This is a genomic window from Micromonospora sp. NPDC007271, from assembly GCF_040634005.1.
GTDB lineage: Bacteria > Actinomycetota > Actinomycetes > Mycobacteriales > Micromonosporaceae > Micromonospora.
Genome location: NZ_JBEYER010000121.1, coordinates 1 through 19405, shown reverse-complemented (window position 1 = coordinate 19405; position 19405 = coordinate 1). Strand labels below are relative to the sequence as shown.

The 19405-nt window shown below is 74.1% G+C and carries 23 protein-coding genes; 16 read left to right on the top strand and 7 right to left on the bottom strand.

Translation table 11 applies throughout. The annotated features are described in order from the left end of the window. Positions 1–790 (bottom strand): HAD-IIIA family hydrolase (locus tag ABZ570_RS29890; RefSeq protein ID WP_358070822.1); only part of this gene is annotated, 790 nt, incomplete at its 3' end. Between the two features lie 212 nt (positions 791–1002). Here ABZ570_RS29890 and ABZ570_RS29885 point away from each other — a divergent pair. Together ABZ570_RS29885 and ABZ570_RS29880 are read left to right on the top strand one after the other, a co-directional pair. Then, the gene (locus ABZ570_RS29885) at positions 1003–1449 is read left to right on the top strand and encodes an SRPBCC family protein (RefSeq protein WP_358070818.1); all 447 of its coding nucleotides are present in this window, start codon (positions 1003–1005) and stop codon (positions 1447–1449) included. 102 nt (positions 1450–1551) lie between these two features. Then, positions 1552–2319: a polyprenol monophosphomannose synthase gene (locus tag ABZ570_RS29880; protein ID WP_358070816.1), complete on the top strand. Its 768-nt coding sequence runs from the start codon at positions 1552–1554 to the stop codon at positions 2317–2319. A 35-nt stretch (positions 2320–2354) separates the two neighbouring features. Here the strand turns inward: ABZ570_RS29880 and ABZ570_RS29875 are convergent, their stop codons facing one another. Then, positions 2355–3953 carry an NAD(P)/FAD-dependent oxidoreductase gene (locus ABZ570_RS29875; protein WP_358070814.1) on the bottom strand — a complete coding sequence of 533 codons (1599 nt, stop codon included), beginning with the start codon at positions 3951–3953 and terminating at the stop codon, positions 2355–2357. Positions 3954–4025: 72 nt separating this feature from the next. On the opposite strand from ABZ570_RS29875, the gene ABZ570_RS29870 reads away from it, so the two are divergent. Next, entirely contained in the window at positions 4026–5459 is a 1434-nt protein-coding gene (locus ABZ570_RS29870; protein WP_358070812.1) for an aldehyde dehydrogenase family protein, read from the top strand. 74 nt (positions 5460–5533) lie between these two features. On the opposite strand, the gene ABZ570_RS29865 is transcribed toward ABZ570_RS29870, so the two are convergent. Next, positions 5534–5953, bottom strand: coding sequence for a ChaB family protein (locus ABZ570_RS29865; protein WP_358070810.1), 420 nt, complete (start codon positions 5951–5953; stop codon positions 5534–5536). A gap of 143 nt (positions 5954–6096) precedes the next feature. Between ABZ570_RS29865 and ABZ570_RS29860 the strand changes: the two genes are divergently transcribed. The 5 genes from ABZ570_RS29860 to ABZ570_RS29840 all read left to right on the top strand — a co-directional run bounded on the left by ABZ570_RS29860 (position 6097) and on the right by ABZ570_RS29840 (position 8890). Beyond that, entirely contained in the window at positions 6097–7074 is a 978-nt protein-coding gene (locus ABZ570_RS29860; protein ID WP_358070808.1) for a YihY/virulence factor BrkB family protein, read from the top strand. Positions 7075–7201: 127 nt separating this feature from the next. Then, positions 7202–7618: a DUF2795 domain-containing protein gene (locus ABZ570_RS29855; protein ID WP_358070806.1), complete on the top strand. Its 417-nt coding sequence runs from the start codon at positions 7202–7204 to the stop codon at positions 7616–7618. A 52-nt stretch (positions 7619–7670) separates the two neighbouring features. Then, on the top strand, positions 7671–8132 hold the full coding sequence (locus ABZ570_RS29850; RefSeq protein ID WP_358070804.1) for an SRPBCC family protein: 462 nt from the start codon (positions 7671–7673) through the stop codon (positions 8130–8132). 121 nt (positions 8133–8253) lie between these two features. Continuing rightward, a complete protein-coding gene (locus tag ABZ570_RS29845) occupies positions 8254–8514 on the top strand; it encodes a hypothetical protein (RefSeq protein WP_358070803.1) in 261 nt (86 codons plus the stop codon). Positions 8515–8635: 121 nt separating this feature from the next. Further along, positions 8636–8890, top strand: coding sequence for a hypothetical protein (locus tag ABZ570_RS29840; protein ID WP_358070801.1), 255 nt, complete (start codon positions 8636–8638; stop codon positions 8888–8890). On the opposite strand, the gene ABZ570_RS29835 is transcribed toward ABZ570_RS29840, so the two are convergent. Beyond that, the gene (locus tag ABZ570_RS29835; protein ID WP_358070820.1) at positions 8887–9336 is read right to left on the bottom strand and encodes a hypothetical protein; all 450 of its coding nucleotides are present in this window, start codon (positions 9334–9336) and stop codon (positions 8887–8889) included. The genes ABZ570_RS29840 and ABZ570_RS29835 overlap by 4 nt on opposite strands. A gap of 164 nt (positions 9337–9500) precedes the next feature. Between ABZ570_RS29835 and ABZ570_RS29830 the strand changes: the two genes are divergently transcribed. The 4 genes from ABZ570_RS29830 to ABZ570_RS29815 all read left to right on the top strand — a co-directional run bounded on the left by ABZ570_RS29830 (position 9501) and on the right by ABZ570_RS29815 (position 14115). Then, positions 9501–9863 (top strand): DUF6401 family natural product biosynthesis protein, encoded by a 363-nt coding sequence (locus ABZ570_RS29830; protein ID WP_358070799.1) that lies wholly within the window; start codon positions 9501–9503, stop codon positions 9861–9863. A gap of 74 nt (positions 9864–9937) precedes the next feature. Then, positions 9938–12076 carry a SpoIIE family protein phosphatase gene (locus ABZ570_RS29825; RefSeq protein ID WP_358070797.1) on the top strand — a complete coding sequence of 713 codons (2139 nt, stop codon included), beginning with the start codon at positions 9938–9940 and terminating at the stop codon, positions 12074–12076. 41 nt (positions 12077–12117) lie between these two features. Further along, complete coding sequence (locus tag ABZ570_RS29820; protein WP_358070795.1) at positions 12118–12795, top strand: HAD family hydrolase; 678 nt, start codon at positions 12118–12120, stop codon at positions 12793–12795. 24 nt (positions 12796–12819) lie between these two features. Next, positions 12820–14115 carry a cation:proton antiporter gene (locus tag ABZ570_RS29815; RefSeq protein WP_358070793.1) on the top strand — a complete coding sequence of 432 codons (1296 nt, stop codon included), beginning with the start codon at positions 12820–12822 and terminating at the stop codon, positions 14113–14115. 66 nt (positions 14116–14181) lie between these two features. Here ABZ570_RS29815 and ABZ570_RS29810 read toward each other — a convergent pair whose 3' ends face one another. Next, positions 14182–14682 carry a YfcE family phosphodiesterase gene (locus ABZ570_RS29810; protein ID WP_358070791.1) on the bottom strand — a complete coding sequence of 167 codons (501 nt, stop codon included), beginning with the start codon at positions 14680–14682 and terminating at the stop codon, positions 14182–14184. A gap of 79 nt (positions 14683–14761) precedes the next feature. Here ABZ570_RS29810 and ABZ570_RS29805 point away from each other — a divergent pair, with 79 nt between their 5' ends. From ABZ570_RS29805 to ABZ570_RS29795, 3 genes are all read left to right on the top strand, one after another. Further along, positions 14762–15340, top strand: a complete 579-nt coding sequence (locus ABZ570_RS29805) for a general stress protein (protein WP_358070789.1) — start codon at positions 14762–14764, stop codon at positions 15338–15340. A 131-nt stretch (positions 15341–15471) separates the two neighbouring features. Beyond that, positions 15472–15954, top strand: coding sequence for a MarR family transcriptional regulator (locus tag ABZ570_RS29800; RefSeq protein WP_358070787.1), 483 nt, complete (start codon positions 15472–15474; stop codon positions 15952–15954). Positions 15955–15964: 10 nt separating this feature from the next. Then, the gene (locus tag ABZ570_RS29795) at positions 15965–16951 is read left to right on the top strand and encodes a pirin family protein (protein WP_358070785.1); all 987 of its coding nucleotides are present in this window, start codon (positions 15965–15967) and stop codon (positions 16949–16951) included. A gap of 79 nt (positions 16952–17030) precedes the next feature. On the opposite strand, the gene ABZ570_RS29790 is transcribed toward ABZ570_RS29795, so the two are convergent. Continuing rightward, on the bottom strand, positions 17031–17159 hold the full coding sequence (locus ABZ570_RS29790) for a hypothetical protein (RefSeq protein ID WP_269459087.1): 129 nt from the start codon (positions 17157–17159) through the stop codon (positions 17031–17033). 287 nt (positions 17160–17446) lie between these two features. Beyond that, entirely contained in the window at positions 17447–18184 is a 738-nt protein-coding gene (locus ABZ570_RS29785) for a hypothetical protein (RefSeq protein ID WP_358070783.1), read from the bottom strand. Between the two features lie 327 nt (positions 18185–18511). On the opposite strand from ABZ570_RS29785, the gene ABZ570_RS29780 reads away from it, so the two are divergent. Further along, positions 18512–19336, top strand: coding sequence for a SigB/SigF/SigG family RNA polymerase sigma factor (locus tag ABZ570_RS29780; RefSeq protein WP_358070781.1), 825 nt, complete (start codon positions 18512–18514; stop codon positions 19334–19336). The last annotated feature ends 69 nt before the right edge of the window (positions 19337–19405 follow it).

Genomic DNA, 19405 nt, shown 5'->3' with positions numbered 1-19405 from the left:
CGGCGAGCCGGTCGGTGAGCCGGCGCATGTCCCCGGGGTCGACCGCGCCGGGCGGGGCGTCGATCCAGGGCAGCGGCCACTCGACGATCTCGTCCACGCCGGGCAGCAGCTCGGCGGCGGCCCGGCCGCGCGGCCCGCAGAGCAGCACCACCCGCTGGGCGCCGGCCGCGACCGCCCGGATGCCGGGGCCGGTGACCAGCACGTCCCCGGCGGCGTCGCTGCGCACCACCAGCACCGTGCCGCGGCGCGGCGCGGCGACGGGGGCGGCCACCAGGCGAATCCGGCGCAGGATCTCGGTGACCGCGCCCGGCAGGTCGTTGGCGACCGTGGGGGCGGCGGCCACCTCCGCCGGCCGGGTGGCCGGGGTGGGCACCAGGATGCCGGCGGCGCCGGCCGCGGCGGCGGCGGTCATGTCGGCGCCGATGTCGCCGACCAGCAGGCACCGGGTCGGCGTGGTACCCAGCGCCCGGGCGGCGGCGTGCACCAGACCGGGGGCCGGCTTGCGACAGGCGCAGCCGTCCGGCTCGCCGTGCGGACAGATCTGCCAGCTGTCGAACGGCCCGAGCAGCTCCTCCACCCGGGCGTTGACCCGGCGCAGTTCCTCGGCGGTGAAGCAGCCCCGGGCCAGGCCGGACTGGTTGCTCACCACCGCCAGGCGCAGCCCGGCCGCGCGCAGCCGGTCCAGGGCCTCCCGCGCGCCGGGCACCGGGCGGACCTTCTCCGGGTCGCCGTTGTAGGGCACGTCCTCGATCAGGGTCCCGTCGCGGTCCAGCAGCACCGCGTCGTACAGGCCGGGCGGGCACCGGTCAGCAGCCGGGTGAACCCGGGCTGACCTGCACTGATCCCGCTCGTGGTCCCGTCGCACGAGCGGCGGGTTCCCGACCCCCCGAGGAGTAAACATCAACTTCGGCGCAGCCGACTCCGCCGGTGCGATACCCGCCGCCCCCGAGAAGCTAACCCGGGCGCTGTTAGTGCCGGACGCGGCGAGGGTATGGCGTTCGGGTGGCGATAGTGGAAAAGGTGATCGACGCGCCGCCGGAGCGGATCTTCGACGTGCTCGCCGACGGCTGGACCTACAGCGACTGGGTGGTCGGCACGGCACACGTACGCGGCGTCGACGACAGCTGGCCGCGGGTGGGCAGCCAGCTGTACCACCGGGCCGGGCCGTGGCCGCTGTCGCTGCAGGACGCCTCCACCGTACTGGCCTGCGAGGCGCCGCACCGGCTGGTGCTGAGAGCGGGGATCTGGCCGGCGGGCGAGGCGATCATCTCCTTCACCCTGGCTCCGCTGGAGGGCGGACGGACCCGGGTCCGGATCGGCGAGGACTTCGTCGCCGGGCCGCTGCACCGGCTCCGCAACAAGCTCAACGACGTGGTGCTGCACCTGCGTAACCAGGAATCGTTGAACCGCCTCTCCGACATCGCCACCCGGCGCCCGTGGCACCGGTGACCCGGGTCCCCGGATCCCACTGGCGGGCGTCTGTGCGGACCGGACGGGCGTGACTGGCTACCCTCTCAGGTGAGACCTGTCGCCCGACCGAGGATGTCCGTGATGATCGAACCCGTGCAGTTGCCCTCCCCGTGGCGCGACGCACGCCTGACCGTCGTCGTTCCGACCTACAACGAGGCGGGCAACCTCCCGGTGCTGGTCGAGCGACTCCTCGCCCTGCCCCTGCCCGGGCTGAAGGTGCTCGTCGCGGACGACAACTCCCCGGACGGGACCGGCGAGGTGGCCGACAAGCTGGCCATCGAGCACCCGGACCGGGTGCTGGTGGCGCACCGCCCGGGCAAGGAGGGGCTCGGCCGGGCGTACGTGGACGGGATCGGGCGGGCGCTCGACGACGGCGCGGAGTTCGTCGCGCAGATGGACGCGGACCTGTCCCACCCGGCGGAGGCGCTGCCCGGCATGCTCGGCGCGCTGCTCGCCACCCAGGCCAGCGTGGTCATCGGCTCCCGCTACGTGCCCGGCGGCGAGCTGGACGAGAACTGGCCGCTGTACCGGCGTGCGCTCAGCGGCTGGGCCAACCTCTACGTGCACACGCTGCTGCGGGTGCGGATCCGGGACCTGACCGCCGGCTTCAAGATCTGGCGGGCGGACGCGCTGCGCGACATCGGGCTGGAGCGGGTGCAGTCCAACGGCTACAGCTTCCAGGTGGAGATGCACTACCTCGCCACCAAGCTGGGGCACACGATCCTGGAGGTGCCGATCCGCTTCGAGGAACGCCGCGAGGGCACCTCGAAGATGACCACCGCCACCAAGATCGAGAGTGCCCTGATGCCGTTCAAGCTGCGCAGCCGGCACCGCAACCTGGAGAGCTGAGCCACCCCGGCGCCGCGCACCGAGCGCGCCGGACGTCACCGGTAGACGGCCCGGTGCGCGGTGCCGATGACGCTCGCGTACAGGCCGCCGGTGAGCGCGCGGTCGCGGGCCAGGGCCGCCCGCGCGGCGCTGGCCCCGGGGGCGCCGTGCACGCCCCCACCGGGGTGCGCCGACGAGCTGGCCAGGAAGAGCCGGTCCACCGGGGTGTCCGCGCGCCCCAGGCCGGGGATCGGCCGCAGGAAGAGCTGCTGGTACGCGGCCGCGGTGCCGCCGCCGAGCGCGCCGCCGACCAGGCTCGGGTCGCCCGCCTCCAGCTCGGCCGGGCCGGCCACGTGCCGCCCGACGATCAGCGAGCGGAAGCCGGGAGCGGCCTCCTCCAGCACCGCCTCCATCCGCGCCACGTGGGCGGCGACCTCCTCGGCCCGCCAGTGCCGCCGGAACGGCAGATGGGTGTACGACCAGAGCGACTCGGTGCCCGGCGGGGAGTGGCTCGGGTCGGCCACCGACATCTGCCCGACCAGCAGGAACGGGTCCTGGGGCAGCTCACCCCGGGCCAGCGCCGCCGAGTAGGTGGTGAGGCCGTTCAGATCCGCGCCGAGGTGCACCGTGCCGGCGCCGGCCACGGCCCGGTTGCGCCACGGCACCGGCGCGGACAGCGCCCAGTCCACCTTGACCGTGGAACCGTCCCACCGGAAGTGGGCCAGATCCTCGACCAGCCGGGGCGGCAGCGCCGCCGCGCCCACCAGATCCAGGTAGAGCGCGGGGGCCGGCACGTCGGCGAGCACCGCCCGGCGGGCCCGCCAGGTCGCGCCGCCGACGGTGCGTACCCCCATCGCCCGGCCCCGGGCGACGAGCACCCGGTCGACCCGGGCGCCGTAGTCGATCCGGCCGCCCCGCTCGACCAGCCGGGCCACCAGCGCGTCGGTGATCTTCTGGGCGCCCCCGACCGGCACCGGCCACCCGACCTGCTGGCCGAGCATGGTGAGCAGCCAGCCGTACACCCCGGAGCCGGCCTCCTCCGGCGACAGGTCGGTGTGCAGAGCGCAGCCGGCGAGCAGCACCGGCCCGCCCTCACCGTCGAACAGCTCGTCGCCGAGCTTGCGTACCGGCACCACCAGCCGCCGGCCGAGCCGCAGCGCACCGGACACGCGCAGCCGGCGCAGCAGGCTCAGCCCGCCGCGGACCGGCGGGAACGGGGTGGTGATGGCGGCGAGCATCGGCTCGGCCACCCGGCACCACTCGGCGTACGCCTTCCGCCAGCGGTCCCCGTCGGCCGGGGCGAACGCGGCCAGCGAGGCAGCGGTGGCGTCCAGGTCCCGGTTGACCACCGCCGCCCGCCCGTCGGGAAACAGGTGGGCCAGTACGTCCGGGGCGTGCGTCCAGGTGAGCCCGTACCGGTCGAGGCCGAGCCCGCGCAGCACCGGCGAGGCGTACCCGAGGGGGTAGAAGGAGCTGTAGAGGTCGCTCAGATAGCCGGGGGCGGTGACCTCGGCGGAACGCACCGCGCCGCCGGGCACCTGGGTGGCCTCCAGGACGAGGACCTCCCAGCCCGCGTCAGCCAGCAGGTTCGCGGCCACCAGCCCGTTGTGACCGGCGCCGACCACGACGGCGTCCGCCGTGCCGGTGGGGTTCATCCGATCCGCCTACCCGGCCGGTTACCGGGCGAAACGCGTTTGCCTCGCCCGGGCCGGGGCATCCACCGCCGCATGTACACGGTTGCACAGCTCATAGGTGGAGTGTGGGGTGCCGGGGGCGCGGGAGGCGAGCTGGTCGTACACGATCCGGCCGACGGTTCCCCGGTGACCACCATGCCCGTGGCGACGGCGGACGAGGTGGCCAAGGCGGTCGAGGCCGCTCGGGAGGTGGCGGCGGAGTGGGCGGCGGCCCCGCCGGCGGAACGGGCGGCGGCGCTGCACCGGGCGGCGGACGCGGTGGCGGCCCTCGCCGAGGAGCTGGCCCAGGCCACCACCGCGGAGATGGGCAAGCCGCTGGACGACGCGCGCGGCGGTGTGGCGGCCGGTATCGGCACGCTGCGCCAGTACGCGGAGCTGGGCCTGGTGCGCGGCGGGCGAACGCTGCACGGCGCCCACTCCGCCCTCGACTTCATGGCCCCCGAACCGCGTGGCGTGGTCGCCGCGATCACCCCGTGGAACGACCCGGTGGCGGTCTCGTGCGGGCTGCTCGGCGCGGCCCTGGTCACCGGCAACGTGGTGCTCTACAAGCCGAGCGAGCGCACCCCCGCCACCGGCTGGCTGCTGGCCAGGGCCCTGGACTCCGCGCTGCCCGCCGGCGTGCTGTCGCTGCTCACGGGCGGCGGCCGGGTGGGCGCGGCGCTGGCCGAGCAGGACGTGGACGTGGTCGCCCACGTCGGCTCGACCGCCACCGGCCGCGCGATCGCCGCCGCCGGCGCCCGCACCGGCGCGAAGGTGCTGCTGGAGAACGGCGGCAGCGACCCGCTGGTGATCGACGCCGACGTCGACCCGGTCTGGGCCGCCAAGCAGGCGGCGCTGGGCTGCTTCGCCAACGCCGGGCAGATCTGCGTCGCGGTGGAACGGATCTACGTGCACCGGGACGTGGCGGAGGACTTCGTCGACGCGCTGGTCGACCGGGCCGAGGCGCTGAAACGGGGCCCGGGCCGCGACCCGGGCACGCAGCTCGGGCCGCTGGTCGACCGGCGGCACCGGGACCACGTGCACGGGCAGGTCACCGCGGCCGCGGCCGAGGGAGCACGGATCCGTACCGGCGGGGAGATCCCGGAGGGGCCCGGCGCGTTCTACCCGGCCACCGTGGTCGTCGACTGCCGGCACGAGATGGCCCTGGTCCGGGAGGAGACGTTCGGGCCGGTCGCCCCGGTGGTCGTGGTCGACTCGTTCAGCGAGGGGCTGCGCTGCGCCGCCGACTCGCCGTACGGGCTGGCCGCGACGGTGCTGACCGGTTCGATGAGCCACGCGCACCGGGCCTGGCGGGACCTGCCTTTCGGCACGGTCAAGGTCAACGCGGTCTTCGGCGGGGCGCCGGGCGGAGCCGCGCAGCCGCGCCGCGGCAGCGGCCAGGGTTTCGGGTACGGCCCGGAGTTGCTCGACGAGTTCAGCACGGTGAAGACGGTGCACATCGAGGCCCCGGGAGGCGGCCACTGGTAGCCGCCCGTACGCGGAACTGAGCGGAACTGAAGAGTGGCCGCCTCGTTGGGGCGGCCACTCTTTCCGGGTCCGGGTCAGCGGCCCTTGGACCTGGCGTTCTCGCGAGCCTGGGTGGTCTGCCGGGTGTTCGCCTTCTGGATCGCCTTCACCAGCTCCGGCTTGGTCATCCGGGACCGGCCCGGCACGTCCAGCTTCTTGGCGACCTCCATCAGGTGTTCCTTGGGGGCGTTGGCGTCCACCCCACCGGCCGTGGGTGCCCGCCGCTCCGGGCCACCGCCGGCGGCCTGCCGGTCGCTCGGGCCCTTCCGCCCCTTCGGCTCCCAGTGGTCACCCACCTTCTCGAAGTCGTGCTTCAGCGCGGCGAACGCCGTGCGGTGCGCCCGCTGTCCCTCGCCGTACGTCTCCACGGCCGAGTCGTGCGTCTTCTCCCAGGTCCGCTGCGCCTTGTCCGGCGAGCGCCGCAGCGTGCTGGGCAGTACCTCGCGCCCGGGCATCTCGTCCTCCTGGAGTCTCGATGAGTTCCTGTGACCGTTCCCCCACCTCCGGGCGACAAACCGGCACGCGGTTTGTCGATTCTCTCGGCGGGGTACCGCCGGGCCACGCGCGACAGGGTTTCCCGGCGTCGAGGAGGCGGTTCATGGCGGCGACGACGGAGCCGGTGGTCACCGACCGGCAGCGGGCCCGGATCCCCCGGCGGGTACGCCAGCTCAGCTGGTCCACCTGGCGGGGGGTGCTGGCCCGCAGCGGGCGCAACTTCGTCCGGGACAACTGCGCGGACTGGGCGGCCGCGCTGACGTACTACGGGGTGCTGGCGCTGTTCCCCGCCACCGTCGTGGTGGTGGCCCTGGTCGGGCTGGTCTCTGACGGTGAGCGGACCGTCGACACGGTGATCGGCCTGGCCCGGGAGATCGGCGCCGGCTCGGTGGTCGGCAACGACGGCTTCGTCAGCGCCGTCCGTGGCGTGGTGGAGCAACGCGGGTCGGCCAAGGTGCTGCTCAGCTTCGGTCTGCTCGGCGCGCTGTGGTCGGCGTCCGGGTTCATCGGCGCGTTCACCCGGGCGTCCAACGCGGTCTACGGCGTGGCGGAGGGGCGGCCGTTCTACCGGCTGCGTCCGCTCCAGATCGGCCTGGCCGCGGTGTCGTTGCTGCTGCTCGCGGTGGTCGCCACCGGGCTGATCGTCAGCGGTCCGGTCACCGACGCGGTCGGTGACCGGCTGCACGCGGGCGGGCTGGCCCGCACGGTGTGGACGGTGGCGAAGTGGCCGCTGCTGGCCCTGGTGGCCATGACGCTGCTGTCGCTGCTGTTCTGGATCGCTCCGAACGTCCGGCAGCCCCGGTTCCGCTGGCTCACCCCGGGCGGGGCCCTCGCCCTGTTGGCCTGGGTGCTCGCCTCCGCCGCTTTCGGCCTCTACGTCGCCAACTTCGGCTCCTACGACGTCACGTACGGCAGCCTCGGCGCGGTCATCGCCTTCCTGGTCTGGCTCTACCTGTCCAACTGCGCGCTCATGCTCGGCGTACAGGTCAACGCCGAACTCCAGCGGGGTCGGGTGATGCAGGCCGGCGCCGGCGACCCGGGCGAGCCGGTGCTGCCGCCCCGCGCCCCCGCCGACACGTGACCGCCCCGGCCGACACCTGACCGGTGCAGCCGGACACGTGACCGGCTTCGGGCGGTTCGTGGCGGGATGGCCGGACCGGCCGCCCGGACCCGGTTTACCTCCCGCCCCCTCGGGCATGTCTGACGGCATGGAACGTGGCAGCAGCAAGCACTCGCCCAGGGTCGACGACAACATGAGCCAGGACGTCAGCGGCCTCGTCCAGGGGCCGGGGGCGGGTGGCTCGCGCGTCGAGGAGTTCCGCCAGCCGGAGCCGGCGGGTGAGGACCAGCCGGAGCCGAAGACGCTGACGGCCGGCGCGAGCCGCGGCGGCAACCCGCAGGGGATGAGCATGGACGAGGTCGAGGCTCGCAGCCGCCTCGGCCGGTTCATCACCATGACCGCCCTGCCCGGGGACCGCGACGCCCTGCTGGCCAACGCCCGGGAGAACCAGGCGCCGGCCGATGTCGTCGCTGCCCTGGAGACCCTGCCCGACGGCACCCACTACCAGACGATCTCCGAGGTGTGGGCCGCACTCGGGGGCAAGAACGAGACAACGCGCTGGTGACCGGATCGGCCCACGATCCGAAGACGACACCGGCGGAGAGGAGAACCAGACGATGAGCGCCGTGATGGAACACGTGGACGTCGCCGTCCCGATCCGCACCGCGTACGACCAGTGGACCCAGTTCGAGGAGTTCCCACACTTCATGGAGGGCGTCCACGAGGTCCGGCAGCTCTCCGACACGATGACGCACTGGACGGTGGAGATCGGCGGCGTGCAGCGCGAGTTCGACGCCGAGATCACCGAGCAGCTGCCGGACGAGCGGGTGGCCTGGCGGTCGACCGAGGGCAGCCGGCAGGCGGGCGTGGTCACCTTCCACCGCCTCGACGAGGCGCACACCCGAGTCACCCTGCAGATGGAGTTCGAGCCGCAGGGCGTGGTCGAGCAGGCCGGCGACAAGCTCGGCGTGGTGGACCGCCGCGCGAAGGGCGACCTGGAGCGGTTCAAGCAGTTCATCGAACGACGCGGTCAGGAGACCGGCGCCTGGCGGGGCACCGTCGACCGGCCGACCCCCTGACGTCGACCGCCCCCCGGTGCACGACAGCTGCGATGGCCGCCGGTGATCCGGCGGCCGTCGCCGTGTCCGGGTGGCCGCCCGGTGGCCGTTTGCGATCACCGCGCCCGGGTACCGGTGAAGAATGACCGACAACGACCGCCACGTGTGGCGCGACGAGAGCCGCACTCCCCTGCACGAGCTGGACCGGGCGCTCGCCCGGTCGACCGTCGACGGGCAGGCCGACGACGTCACCGGCAACGACGCCGGCGAGGAGTCCGCGTTCGGCCACGGCCCCGAGGCGGTGGACCGCGGCGCAGGTCCGGAGGCCGAGCGGCGGGAGATGACCGACGCGGACCGGGCGTACCGGCCGTCGACCACCGGCCGGACCGGGCCGGACGTGTGAGCCCCGGGCTCCGGGCACCGTGCGCCCGGAGCCCCGAGCCGGCCCGCGCGCCTCGGGCGAAACGACGAGAGGTGCGGTACGTCCGGCCAAGAAAACGGACAGCCCATCCAGAATCGGCCGAATGGGGGACGGCGATGCCCCGGCCCCGCGCAAGACTTTCGGGATGCAACAGGGCTCCGGCTTCCTCACCCCACGTCAGCGCCGCCTGGCTTGGCTGGGCTTCCTGCTCGCCGCGATCCAGGCGCCCGTCGCCGCCAGGCTGGTCGCCGACGGGTCCTGGCTGTTCAGCCTCGTCGTGGCCCTCATGGTGGCGACCGTGATCATCGCCGACGACGCCCGGCGCCGCCAGCCGGCGAGCGCTCCCACCTCGGACTAACCACCGGTGCCGGGGCGCGCCTCGTGCCCCGGCCGTCCCGGGGTGCGCCGGCGTTCCTTCATCTCCGCCTCGTAGAGGTGGCGCCGGCCGCCGACCAGCTCGTCGCGGGCCCGGCGGTCCAGCTCCCGGAAGAGCGCGTAGTACCCGTCGTCGAAGTCCTCGACGATCTGGAAGGTCCAGCGCCCGGCGATCACGTTGCGGCCGAGCAGGTCCCGGCTCACCCGGTCGGCGATCTCGTCGTGCCCGGCGGTCCGGAACAACTCCACCGCGTCGTCGAGCATCAGGTCGGCGTGGCCGATCAGCTGATGCAGCGAGTAGAGATGCCCGCGGGCCCGTTCCACCGTCTCCAGGGCCTCGCTGAGCTTGCCGAGCGCCGCGACCGTGGCGTCACCCACTCCCGCCGGCCGCCGGTGCGCCTCGTCCGGTCCGTCCGCCTGTTGTGCCATCACGTCCCCTCCACGGGTCGGCCGCGCCACCTCGCGCGTTCCCCTGTGCCCCCTGGCGCGCCGGTCAATCCCCCTGCCCGGGGCCGGATGACACCCGGGACGATCCGAGCTTCGGCCGGTCGGCCGAGGCCACCCTGGTCGCCGCGGCGCTAGCCTCGGTCACCATGCGCGTGTCGAAGAACCGGGTGACGATCCGCTCCGCGGCGAAGGCGGCGCGGTCCACCCTCGCCGCGCTCGCCGGGTCCGTCGGCACCTCCGGTCTCGCCGCGGCCGCCGCCGACCCGGGCCTGCTCGCCGTGATCGACCAGCACGCCGCCGCCGTACGGGACAGCCTGGACGCCGACCGCCGCCCGCTGACCGTGGCCGCGCTCGCCGGGTACGCCGAGGGGGTCCGCGCCGCGGCCGTGGAGCACGGCTGGCGGCCACCGGCCGAGCCGGTCGACTGGTCACGGCCGGACTGGCCGCTCACCCGACTGGTCGCGATCTACGCCCTGGCCCGCACGCTGGACCCCCGGCGCCTCGCCTGAGGCTCGGCCGGCATCGGCGACGCCCTGTCCACATGATCGGAATCTATTCGCCACGCTCCGGATAGGCTGCGGTCATGCCAGGCACGGTCGGGCGGGTTCCCGCGCCATCAGCCCCCACCTCGGGAGCGCCCACGGGCCCGGGTGCCGCCACGTCCGGCGTGCCCGCCGGTTCGGCCCTCCGGTGGGCCGACACGCCGCTCGGCGCGCCCGAGAAGTGGGATCCGGCCGTCCGCGCGGTGGTCGACCTGGTGCTCGCCTCGCCCGTACCGATGGCTCTGCTCTACGGCGACGACCTGCTCCTGCTCTATAACGAGGGCTGGGGCGAGCTGATCGGGGCGCGGCACCCGGAGGCGCTCGGACGGCCGGCGGCGGAGGTGTTCGCCGACGTCTGGCACCTGCCGGGCGCCGGCGAGGTGATCGAACGCGCGTACCGGCGGGGCGAGCCCTTCCTGGAGCGGGAGGCGGTGCTGCCGGTGGACCGGCACCGGACCGGGCCCGCCGAGCCGGCCATGTTCACCCGCGGCTTCTCCCCGGTACGGGACAGCGCCGGCCGGACGATCGGTGTGCTCAGCGTGGCCGCGCAGACCAGCCAGGTCACCCGGCAGTTGCAGAGCCTGAGCGATTTCGCCGCCGCCCTCTCCGGCACGCTGACCCTGGACGACGTCGCTCGGGTCACCCTGCGCTACTGCCTCGACTCCTTCGACGCCGACCTGGTCTGCTTCGGCGTCGACGACGGGCCGGCCTGGCGGATGGTCCGCCGCGTCCACGGCGAGCTGCTGGACGAGGCCGACGAGCGGCTCCCGCCGTTGTGGCGGAGGATGCCCGCGGACTCGCCCGTCCCGGTGGTGGTGACCGCCCGCAGCGGTGTGCCCGCCTTCACCGCCGACGGCCACCCGCTGCGGGACTCGGCGGCGGACCGGCACGACGAGAAGATCCGCTCGCTCGCCGCTCTGCCGCTGCGCTCGGCGGTGGTCCGGGGCGCGCTGACCGTCGGCTACCAGGTGCCGCATCCCTGGTCACCGGCGGAACGCGCGCTGCTCGCCGCCGCGGCGGAGCTGGTCGGCCAGGCCGCTGAACGGGCCCGCCGCTTCGAGACCCAGCACGGCACCGCCCAGTTGCTGCAGCGCAGCATGCTCCCCGAGCAGCTGCCCGACCTGCCCCGGCTGCGCATCGCCGCCCGGTACGACCCCGGCGTGGACGGCAACGCCGCCGGCGGTGACTTCTACGACGCGTTCGTGCTGCCCACCGGTGCGCTCGGGGTGGTCCTCGGCGACGTGGCCGGGCACGATGTCCAAGCCGCCGCCCGGATGGGGCAGGTGCGGGCGGCGCTGCGGGCGCTGGCGCTCACCGATCCCCGTCCGGACGCGGTGCTCACCGGCCTGGACCGGCTGGTCGCCAGCCTCTGCACCGAGGGCGGGACGCAGGAACTGTTCGTCACGGTGGTGTTCGGGGTGATCGAGGCCGACCGGGAGCGGATCACCCTGGCCAGTGCCGGGCACCCGGCCCCGCTGGTCCGGCACTGCCCGGCGGGCGGCGAGCCCGCGGCCGGGTACGTCGAGGTGCCCCCCGGCCCGCCGCTGGGTCTGGGCTACCGCCCGCGCACCACCGTCGTGCCGTTCCACCCCGGCGACACGCTGCTGCTGTACAGCGACGGGGTGGTGGAGCGGCGCTGGCAGGACCTGTCCACCGGGCTGGCGGGGCTGAAGGCGGCGGTGACGGCCGCGAGCAGCGGCGACCCCCGGGCGCTCTGCGCCGTGGCCACCGCGGCCGTGGCCGGCGCGACGGAGGACGACGTGGCGGTGCTGGCCGTGGAGCACGCGGTCAAGCCGAGCCGCTCGGCCAGCATGGAGGTGCCGGCGGAGCCGACCGCGCCCGGCCGGGTGCGCCACTGGATGACCGCCCAGCTCACCGAGTGGCAGGTGCCCGAGGCGCTGATCGGCGCCGCGGTGCTGTGCACCAGCGAGCTGACCACCAACGCGCTGCTGCACGCCGGCACCGCCGCCCGGGTGGAGATCGACCTGAGCGCGGAACGGCTGCTGGTGTCGGTCGCCGACTCCGGCACCCGGGGCCAGGTGACCCGGGCACAGACCGACACCCTGAGCAGCCGCGGGCGCGGCCTGGGGCTGATCGAGGAGCTGAGCGACGCCTGGGGAACCGACCCCACGGTGCGCGGCTCGACGGTCTGGTTCGAGATCCTCATCCCGGCCGGGTGAGTCGCGCGTCGGCACCGACGCGGGCGGGTAGAAGAGGAGCCATGCCTACCGATAACCGCTGCGGCGTCCTCTTCGACGTCGACGGCACCCTGGTCGACACCACGTACCTGCACACGGTGAGCTGGTGGGAGGCGCTGCGCCAGGCCGACCACCGGGTGCCGATGGCGCGTATCCACCGGGCCATCGGCATGGGCTCGGACAAGCTCCTCGACCACCTGCTCGGCCCGGAGCGGGACCGGAGCGCCGACGGCAGGCTGCGCGACGAGCACGACGCCCGGTACGCCGGGTACTGGCAACGGCTGGTGCCGCTGCCGCGGGCGGTGGAGCTGCTGCGCGCCTGCGCGGCGCGCGGTCTGCGGGTGGTGCTGGCCAGCTCGGCGGCCGAGCACGAGATGGCTGCCCTGCGGGCCGCCCTCGACGCGGACGACGTGATCGACACCGTCACCTCGTCGGCCGACGCGCGGCACAGCAAGCCGGCGCCGGACATCCTCGTCGCCGCGTTGGAGCAGTCCGGGCTGAGCGCCGGGCGGGTGGTGTTCGTCGGCGACTCGGTCTGGGACGTCGCGGCGGCCGGCCAGCTCGACATCCCCTGCATCGGTCTGACCTGTGGCGGCACCAGCCGGGCGGAGCTGGCCGGCGCCGGCGCGGTGGCGGTCTACGACGACCCGGGCGCGCTCCTGGACGCCCTCGGCGAGAGCGCGATCGCCGCCCTGGGCTGAAACCGGCGCGGAGGGGTGGTTGCCGTGGAACCGGTCGATGTCGCGTTCGCCGTGGTGGGTGTCGGTGCGCTGCTGGCAGGGATCCTGCCGCGAGTGCTGGAACGCCGGCCGCTGTCCATGCCGATCGCCTTCCTCGGGCTCGGCGTGCTGGTCTTCCTCCTCCCCACCGGGCTGCCCACCCCCGACCCGCTGCGCTGGCCCGAGCTGACCACCCACCTCACCGAGGTCGGCGTGATCGTCGCGCTGATGGGCGCCGGGCTCAAGATCGACCGCCGGCTCAGCTGGGCCCGCTGGTCGTCGACCTGGCGACTGCTCGCCGTCGCCATGCCGCTGTGCATCGCGGCGGTGGCCCTGCTCGGCTGGTGGTGGGCGGGCCTGGTGCCGGCGACGGCGCTGCTGCTGGGCGCCGTGCTCGCCCCGACCGATCCGGTGCTCGCCGCGGACGTGCAGGTGGGCGAGCCGAGTGACGTGGAGGACTCCGAGGACGAGGTGCGCTTCGCCCTCACCTCCGAGGCCGGGCTGAACGACGGCCTGGCCTTTCCCTTCGTGTACGCGGCCGTCGCGATCGCCACCACCAGCCTCGGGCCGGCCGACTGGCTGGCCCGCTGGTTGACCGTCGAGGTGGGCTACAAGCTCACCGTCGGCGTGGGTGGCGGGCTGCTCGTCGGCTGGCTGCTCGGCAAACTGTTCTTCCGGGCGCCGAGCGCGCTGCGGCTGGCCCGGCACGCCGAGGGCTTCCTCGCGCTGGCCGCCACCTTCCTGGCGTACGGCGTGGTGGAGGTGGCCGGCGGGTACGGCTTCCTGGCCGTCTTCGTGGCCGCCCGGGCGATCCGGGCCGCCGAGCGGACCCACGAGTTCCACTCGGTGCTGCACGCCTTCGCCGAGCAGGTCGAGCGCCTGCTCACCGTGCTGTTGCTGCTGCTCCTCGGCGGCGCGGTGATCGGCGGGCTGCTCGCCCCGCTGACCTGGCCGGCGGCCCTGGTCGGGCTGGCCCTGATCTTCGTGGTCAGACCGCTGGCCGGCTGGCTGTCGCTGCGCGGCGCCCCGGGCCGCCCGGCCGAGCGCTGGGTGATCGCCCTGTTCGGCATCCGCGGCGTCGGCTCGTTCTACTACCTGGCGTACGCGACCAGCCACGCCCACTTCCCGCAGGCCGAGCTGTTGTGGGCCACGGTCGGCCTGGTGGTGATCGTCTCTGTGGTGGTGCACGGTATCGCGGCCACGCCGGTGATGCTGCTGCTCGACCGGGCGGGCGAGCGGACGCACGACGCCTCGGCGCGGGAGCGGACGGACGAGCCCGCCCTGGGCGGGGCCCGGGGCTGACCGTGCAGAAGCCGGCGTCCCGCCGGATCGACGAGTTCCGGGCGTAGACCGGCTGCGGCCGGTGAGTCAGCGCGGGGGCAGGCGGTGCAGCTCGACCTCGTCGAGCCGCCCCGCCGCCACCCGGGCGGTGAGGTAGGTCGCGTAGGGCTGGGCCCGCCGGTCGGTGGGTGAGCCGGGATTGAGCAGGCGCAGCCCGTTCGGGGCGACGCTGTCCCAGGGGATGTGCGAGTGCCCGAAGACGAGCAGGTCGCAGTCGGGGAAGCGGGCCGCGCAGCGCTCCTCCCGGCGGGTCTTCGGCCCGGTCTCGTGCACCATCGCCACCCGCAACCCGGCCAGTTCGACCCGGGCCACCTCGGGGAGCCGGGCGCGCAGCGGTGGCCCGTCGTTGTTGCCGTACACGCCGACCAGCCGGCGGGCCCGGGCCGCCACGGCGTCCAGCAGCGACACGTCGACCCAGTCCCCGGCGTGCAGCACGACGTCGGCGGCGTCGATCGCCGCCCAGAGCGGTGGGGGCAGGTCCCGCGCCCGCTTCGGCACGTGCGTGTCGGCGGTGATGACCAGATCCATGCCCGCATCCTCCCTCGCCACCGTCCGGCGTTACCGCTGCTCGCGGGTGGGAACGCGGCGGGTGACGAAGGAGGATCCCATGACCAGACCCCCGACGCCGTGGCGGCCCGGGATGCCCGGCGGCGACAACCTCCCGTCCGGTCCGGGCGGTCGTCCCACCCCGCCGAGCGAGGACGGACACGGGCCCCAGACCGGCCCGCCGACCGTCACGATCGGGTCGTACCCGGACTATCCGTCCGCCCAGCGCGTCGTGGACTACCTGGCCGACAACCGGTTTCCGGTGGAGCGGACGTCGATCATCGGCACCGACCTCACCCTGGTCGAAACGGTGATGGGCCGGATGACCACCGGCCGGGCCGCCGTGGTGGGCGGGGCCGCCGGCGCCTGGTTCGGGCTCTTCATCGGGTTGCTCTTCGGCATCTTCACCACGGCCAACTGGGTCGCGGTGATCGTGATCGGGCTGGTGATCGGCGCCATCTGGGGTGCCGTCTTCGGCGGGGTCGTCCACGCGATGACCGGCGGCCGGCGGGACTTCACCTCGTCCAGTTCGCTGCGGGCCAGCCAGTACGCGGTGACCGTGGAGGCCGACCTGGCCGACCTGGCCCGGCAACTGCTCGGGCGGATGCATCTCACGCCGACCGGCACGATCGCCCGGTAGTCGCCCGACCGTCGCCCGGCAGGAAGCCCTTCAAATTTCAAGCACACCCCCCATCATCAAGCAACTGTCGCGCCGCTCACCCGGGATGCCAGGCGCTTGTTAAAAATTGAAATGCTGCTACTCTCGGAGCCATGACCGAGCGCCTGAGCCCCGAGCGGACGGCCGCCTGGCGCGCGTATATCGAGGCGAGCCAGCGGCTGTTCACGCAACTCGAGGACGATCTGCGCACCGACAGCGAGCTCAGCTTCGCCGACTACCACGTGCTGGTCCTGCTCTCCGAGGCGCCGGGGCAGCGGCTGCGGATGGGCGAGCTGGCCGGCCGGCTGGTGTTCTCACCGAGCCGGCTGACGTACCAGATCTCCTCGATGCAGAAGCGCGGCCTGGTCGCCCGGCAGTCCTGCCCGGAGGACCGGCGGGGCAGCGAGGCCGTGCTGACCGCGGCCGGCCTGCTGGCGCTGCGCGAGGCCGCGCCGCACCACCTGCGCTCCGTGCGCGTCCACCTGATGGACGACCTCGACGACGCCGAGGTCGCCTGCCTCACCCGGGTCTTCGAGCGGCTCGGCCGGCGCCTGCGCGCCGACCGCGACGCGTCGTCCACCCCGGCCGACAAGTAAGGAGCCCGCGATGCCCGCCATCACCGTCGACGACGTCCTCGTCCTGCCCCGCCTGCCGCAGCTGGACGAGTCCACCACCTACCGCCCGGTCCGCCGGCTGACCACCGCCCCGAGCGGGTACGAGGGTGAGGGCTTCCCGGTCCGCCGGGCCTTCGCCGGCGTCCCGCTGAGCGAACTGGACCCGTTCATCCACCTCGACCAGATGGGCGAGGTCGACTACGCGCCGGGTGAGCCGAAGGGGACCGCCTGGCACCCGCACCGCGGCTTCGAGACGGTGACCTACATGATCGACGGGATCATGGACCACCAGGACTCGCAGGGCGGCGGCGGCACCATCACCAACGGCGACACCCAGTGGATGACGGCCGGCAGCGGCCTGCTCCACATCGAGGCGCCGCCGGAGCAGCTGGTGATGAGCGGCGGCCTCTTCCACGGCCTCCAGCTCTGGGTCAACCTGCCCCGGGTGGCGAAGATGAACCCACCGCGCTACCAGGACATCCGCGGGCGGGAGGCGGCGCTGCTGACCACGCCCGACGGCGGCGCGCTGATCCGGGTGATCGCGGGCGCGATCGCCGGGCACAAGGGCCCGGGCTCGACCCACACCCCGATCACCATCGCCCACGTGACGCTCCAGCCGGGCGCGGAGCTGAGCCTGCCCTGGCGGCCGGACTTCAACGCGCTGGTCTACGTGCTGGCCGGCCGGGGCACGGTGGGCACCGACCGCCGCCCGATCCACCTCGGCCAGCTCGCCGTGCACGGCCCCGGCGACGCGCTGCGGGTCACCGCGGACGCGAAGCAGGACGGCAACAGCCCGGCCCTGGAGCTCTACCTCATGGGCGGGGAGCCGATCCGGGAGCCGGTGGCGCACTACGGCCCGTTCGTGATGAACACCCGGGACGAGCTGATCCAGGCGTTCGAGGACTTCCAGGCCGGCCGGCTCGGCGTGATCCCGGCCGGGCGGCTGCCGCACACCGGCGGCGAGGGCGACCGCCCCTGACGGACGCCCGCGGTGGGCGCCCCGGGCTCGTCCCGGGCGCCCACCGGCGTCCCGGGCCCGGCCCCGGGCGCCGCCGTGGTCAGGAGACGGCGAAGATGCCGGCCACGCCGAGGATCACCATCAACAGGACCGCCACCAGCGCACCCCGTTCCCCCTCCACCGCCTGGTCGCGGTACTCGGTCACGGTGTTCGTCGTCTCGGCGGGCATGCTGCGGCCTCCTCATGGTGCGTCTGGGGGTCCGACAGAGCCCGCGTGAAGGCCCTGCCGGCCTGGGGTGGCCGGCGTGGGGACCGTTCGGGGGCCCTGCCGTGAGGACGTTCTCGACCTCGGTGGGCTGGAGCGCGGCGATGCGGGACTGGTCCCGTGCCGCCCTGGAACGCGCCAACCGGGAGCTGAGTTACCCGTTTGGACGGCGGGAAACCTGGCCGGGCCCTTGATTCCGGGCCGATTCCCGGCATCCCGGTCTCGGCCGGTAGCCGGCGCGAGGAGGCGGGCTACGACCCGGACGGCAGGCCGCTGCCGAGCCCGGACCCGAGGTCGGCGACGGCCGACGGATCGTCGAGCGCGTGCGGTCCGGGCGGGTACGCGAACGACACCCGCGGCGAGTAGAGGCCGCCGCGGATCACGAGCGGGTTGGCGGGGCGGAGCGCGTAGACCGGATGCTCCGGGGTGAGGAACTCGACCGACTCGATCTCGAACGGGCTCACCGGCTCCGCCACGTACGGGTAGTCGGCGGTGAGCAGTTCACCGTCCCGGATGGTCAGAAAGCGGTGGTGGCCGCTGCACATCCGGCTGCCGGTGTGCCCGACCCGGGCCACGGTCCGGATGATCGGCGTCCCGTCCACGCGGGTCTCCGCGGTGAGCTGTTCGCCCCGCAGCTCGAGCCGGGTCACCCCGGGCGCCGCCGGCGCGCCCCGAGCGGCGGCGTACGCGCGCACCCGGGGGCTGGAGGCGAGGTAGTGGGTCCACCAGCCGCCCCCGGGGATGTCCCCCGCCGGCGGCGCGTCGAGGCCGTCGAGGGCGAGGCCGAGGTAGGTGAGGGAGAACGCACCGAAGCCGGAGGTCTGTGACCCGTCGTCCACCACGTACTGGCAGAGGAACACCTCACCGTCGGCGCGGGGCCGGAGCGCGGCGGGCACGAGCGCCGTGGCCTCGTCGGGGGCCGCGGGGAGCCAGCTGAGCTGGAGCACCCGGGCGTTGACGACGAGTTGCGCAGCGACGGGATCGAGCACGGTGCCTCCGTAGACGAGTACACCCGACGCTACGGGCAGTCCCGTCGGTGGGACAACGACCGAAAGCCGACAATGCGAGCCGAGTGTCGGGTTTCCCGTTGACCGGAAGGCCGCTCGGGCGGCACCAACCGGGCACCGGACCCGACTGCAGGGATGCCGGTCAGGTCCCGCCGGAAGCGCTATCAGGCGGTAAGTCCCTTAAGTGCCTCATACTTTCGGCTAGATTTCCCCGAGCCGATCGGGTTACGGTGGCTCCCGAACGGACAACTGGAGCTGAACCAAGCGTCACGTCTCTTCTTCGTGGACGAGGTGCAGGGAGGACCACCAATGACCGCGCACACGATCAGCGAGCAGCGGACCACACCGCCGTCCACCTCCGAAAAGCTCAACCCGCGCACACTCACCGACAGCGCCGCCGATCTGCTCGACGCGATGGCCGCACTGCCCGCCAACCACCCGTCGCGTTCCGCGCTGCGCGACCGGGCCATCGAGGCGTGGCTGCCGCTCGCCAACCACCTCGCCCTCCGCTACAGCGGCCGCGGGGAGCCCACCGACGACCTGGCGCAGACCGCCGCGGTCGGTCTGATCAAGGCGATCGACAAGTTCGACCCCTCCCGCGGCGTCGACTTCGCCGGCTACGCCATCCCGACCATCATCGGCGAGCTCAAGCGGCACTTCCGCGACCGCACCTGGGACATCCGGGTGCCCCGTCGCCTCCAGGAGCTGCGGCTGGCCATCTCCGACGCCAACAGCTCGCTGCTGCAGACCCTCGGCCGCTCGCCGACGGTCGCCGACATCGCCGCCCACCTCAAGCTCACCGAGGAGGAGGTCCTGGAGGGACTGGAGGGCGCGCGCGCGTACAACGCGGTGTCGCTGTCCACCCCGACCGGGGACGGCGACCGGGCCACCGAGCTTGGCGATCTGCTCGGCGACGAGGACGGCGAGTTCGAGCTGGCCGAGCTGCGGGTCGCGCTGGGCCCGGCGCTGGCCACGCTCGACGAACGCGAGCAGCGGATCCTCACCCTGCGCTTCTACGGCAACCTGACCCAGTCGCAGATCGCCGAGCAGGTCGGCGTGTCCCAGATGCACGTGTCCCGGCTACTGGCGAGGGCGCTGACCAAGCTGCGCGGGCAGCTCGACGGAACGTACTAGGGGTGGGGCGGTGGCCGGTCCGCGTCGTCCACGGCGAGTTGGGCGGTCACCGTCTCGGCGAGCGGGCGG

Bases quoted from the DNA above. Each gene is read 5' to 3' on its own strand.
- ABZ570_RS29855 (WP_358070806.1), top strand. From the start codon at position 7,202: ATGGAACGTGGCAGCAGCAAGCACTCGCCCAGGGTCGACGACAACATG.
- ABZ570_RS29780 (WP_358070781.1), top strand. From the start codon at position 18,512: ATGACCGCGCACACGATCAGCGAGCAGCGGACCACACCGCCGTCCACC.
- ABZ570_RS29820 (WP_358070795.1), top strand. From the start codon at position 12,118: ATGCCTACCGATAACCGCTGCGGCGTCCTCTTCGACGTCGACGGCACC.
- ABZ570_RS29870 (WP_358070812.1), top strand. From the start codon at position 4,026: ATGTACACGGTTGCACAGCTCATAGGTGGAGTGTGGGGTGCCGGGGGC.
- ABZ570_RS29835 (WP_358070820.1), bottom strand. From the start codon at position 9,336: ATGGCACAACAGGCGGACGGACCGGACGAGGCGCACCGGCGGCCGGCG.
- ABZ570_RS29845 (WP_358070803.1), top strand. From the start codon at position 8,254: ATGACCGACAACGACCGCCACGTGTGGCGCGACGAGAGCCGCACTCCC.
- ABZ570_RS29825 (WP_358070797.1), top strand. From the start codon at position 9,938: ATGCCAGGCACGGTCGGGCGGGTTCCCGCGCCATCAGCCCCCACCTCG.
- ABZ570_RS29795 (WP_358070785.1), top strand. From the start codon at position 15,965: ATGCCCGCCATCACCGTCGACGACGTCCTCGTCCTGCCCCGCCTGCCG.
- ABZ570_RS29860 (WP_358070808.1), top strand. From the start codon at position 6,097: ATGGCGGCGACGACGGAGCCGGTGGTCACCGACCGGCAGCGGGCCCGG.
- ABZ570_RS29810 (WP_358070791.1), bottom strand. From the start codon at position 14,682: ATGGATCTGGTCATCACCGCCGACACGCACGTGCCGAAGCGGGCGCGG.
- ABZ570_RS29830 (WP_358070799.1), top strand. From the start codon at position 9,501: ATGCGCGTGTCGAAGAACCGGGTGACGATCCGCTCCGCGGCGAAGGCG.
- ABZ570_RS29840 (WP_358070801.1), top strand. From the start codon at position 8,636: ATGGGGGACGGCGATGCCCCGGCCCCGCGCAAGACTTTCGGGATGCAA.
- ABZ570_RS29805 (WP_358070789.1), top strand. From the start codon at position 14,762: ATGACCAGACCCCCGACGCCGTGGCGGCCCGGGATGCCCGGCGGCGAC.
- ABZ570_RS29800 (WP_358070787.1), top strand. From the start codon at position 15,472: ATGACCGAGCGCCTGAGCCCCGAGCGGACGGCCGCCTGGCGCGCGTAT.
- ABZ570_RS29880 (WP_358070816.1), top strand. From the start codon at position 1,552: ATGATCGAACCCGTGCAGTTGCCCTCCCCGTGGCGCGACGCACGCCTG.
- ABZ570_RS29790 (WP_269459087.1), bottom strand. From the start codon at position 17,159: ATGCCCGCCGAGACGACGAACACCGTGACCGAGTACCGCGACCAGGCG.
- ABZ570_RS29850 (WP_358070804.1), top strand. From the start codon at position 7,671: ATGAGCGCCGTGATGGAACACGTGGACGTCGCCGTCCCGATCCGCACC.
- ABZ570_RS29875 (WP_358070814.1), bottom strand. From the start codon at position 3,953: ATGAACCCCACCGGCACGGCGGACGCCGTCGTGGTCGGCGCCGGTCAC.
- ABZ570_RS29865 (WP_358070810.1), bottom strand. From the start codon at position 5,953: ATGCCCGGGCGCGAGGTACTGCCCAGCACGCTGCGGCGCTCGCCGGAC.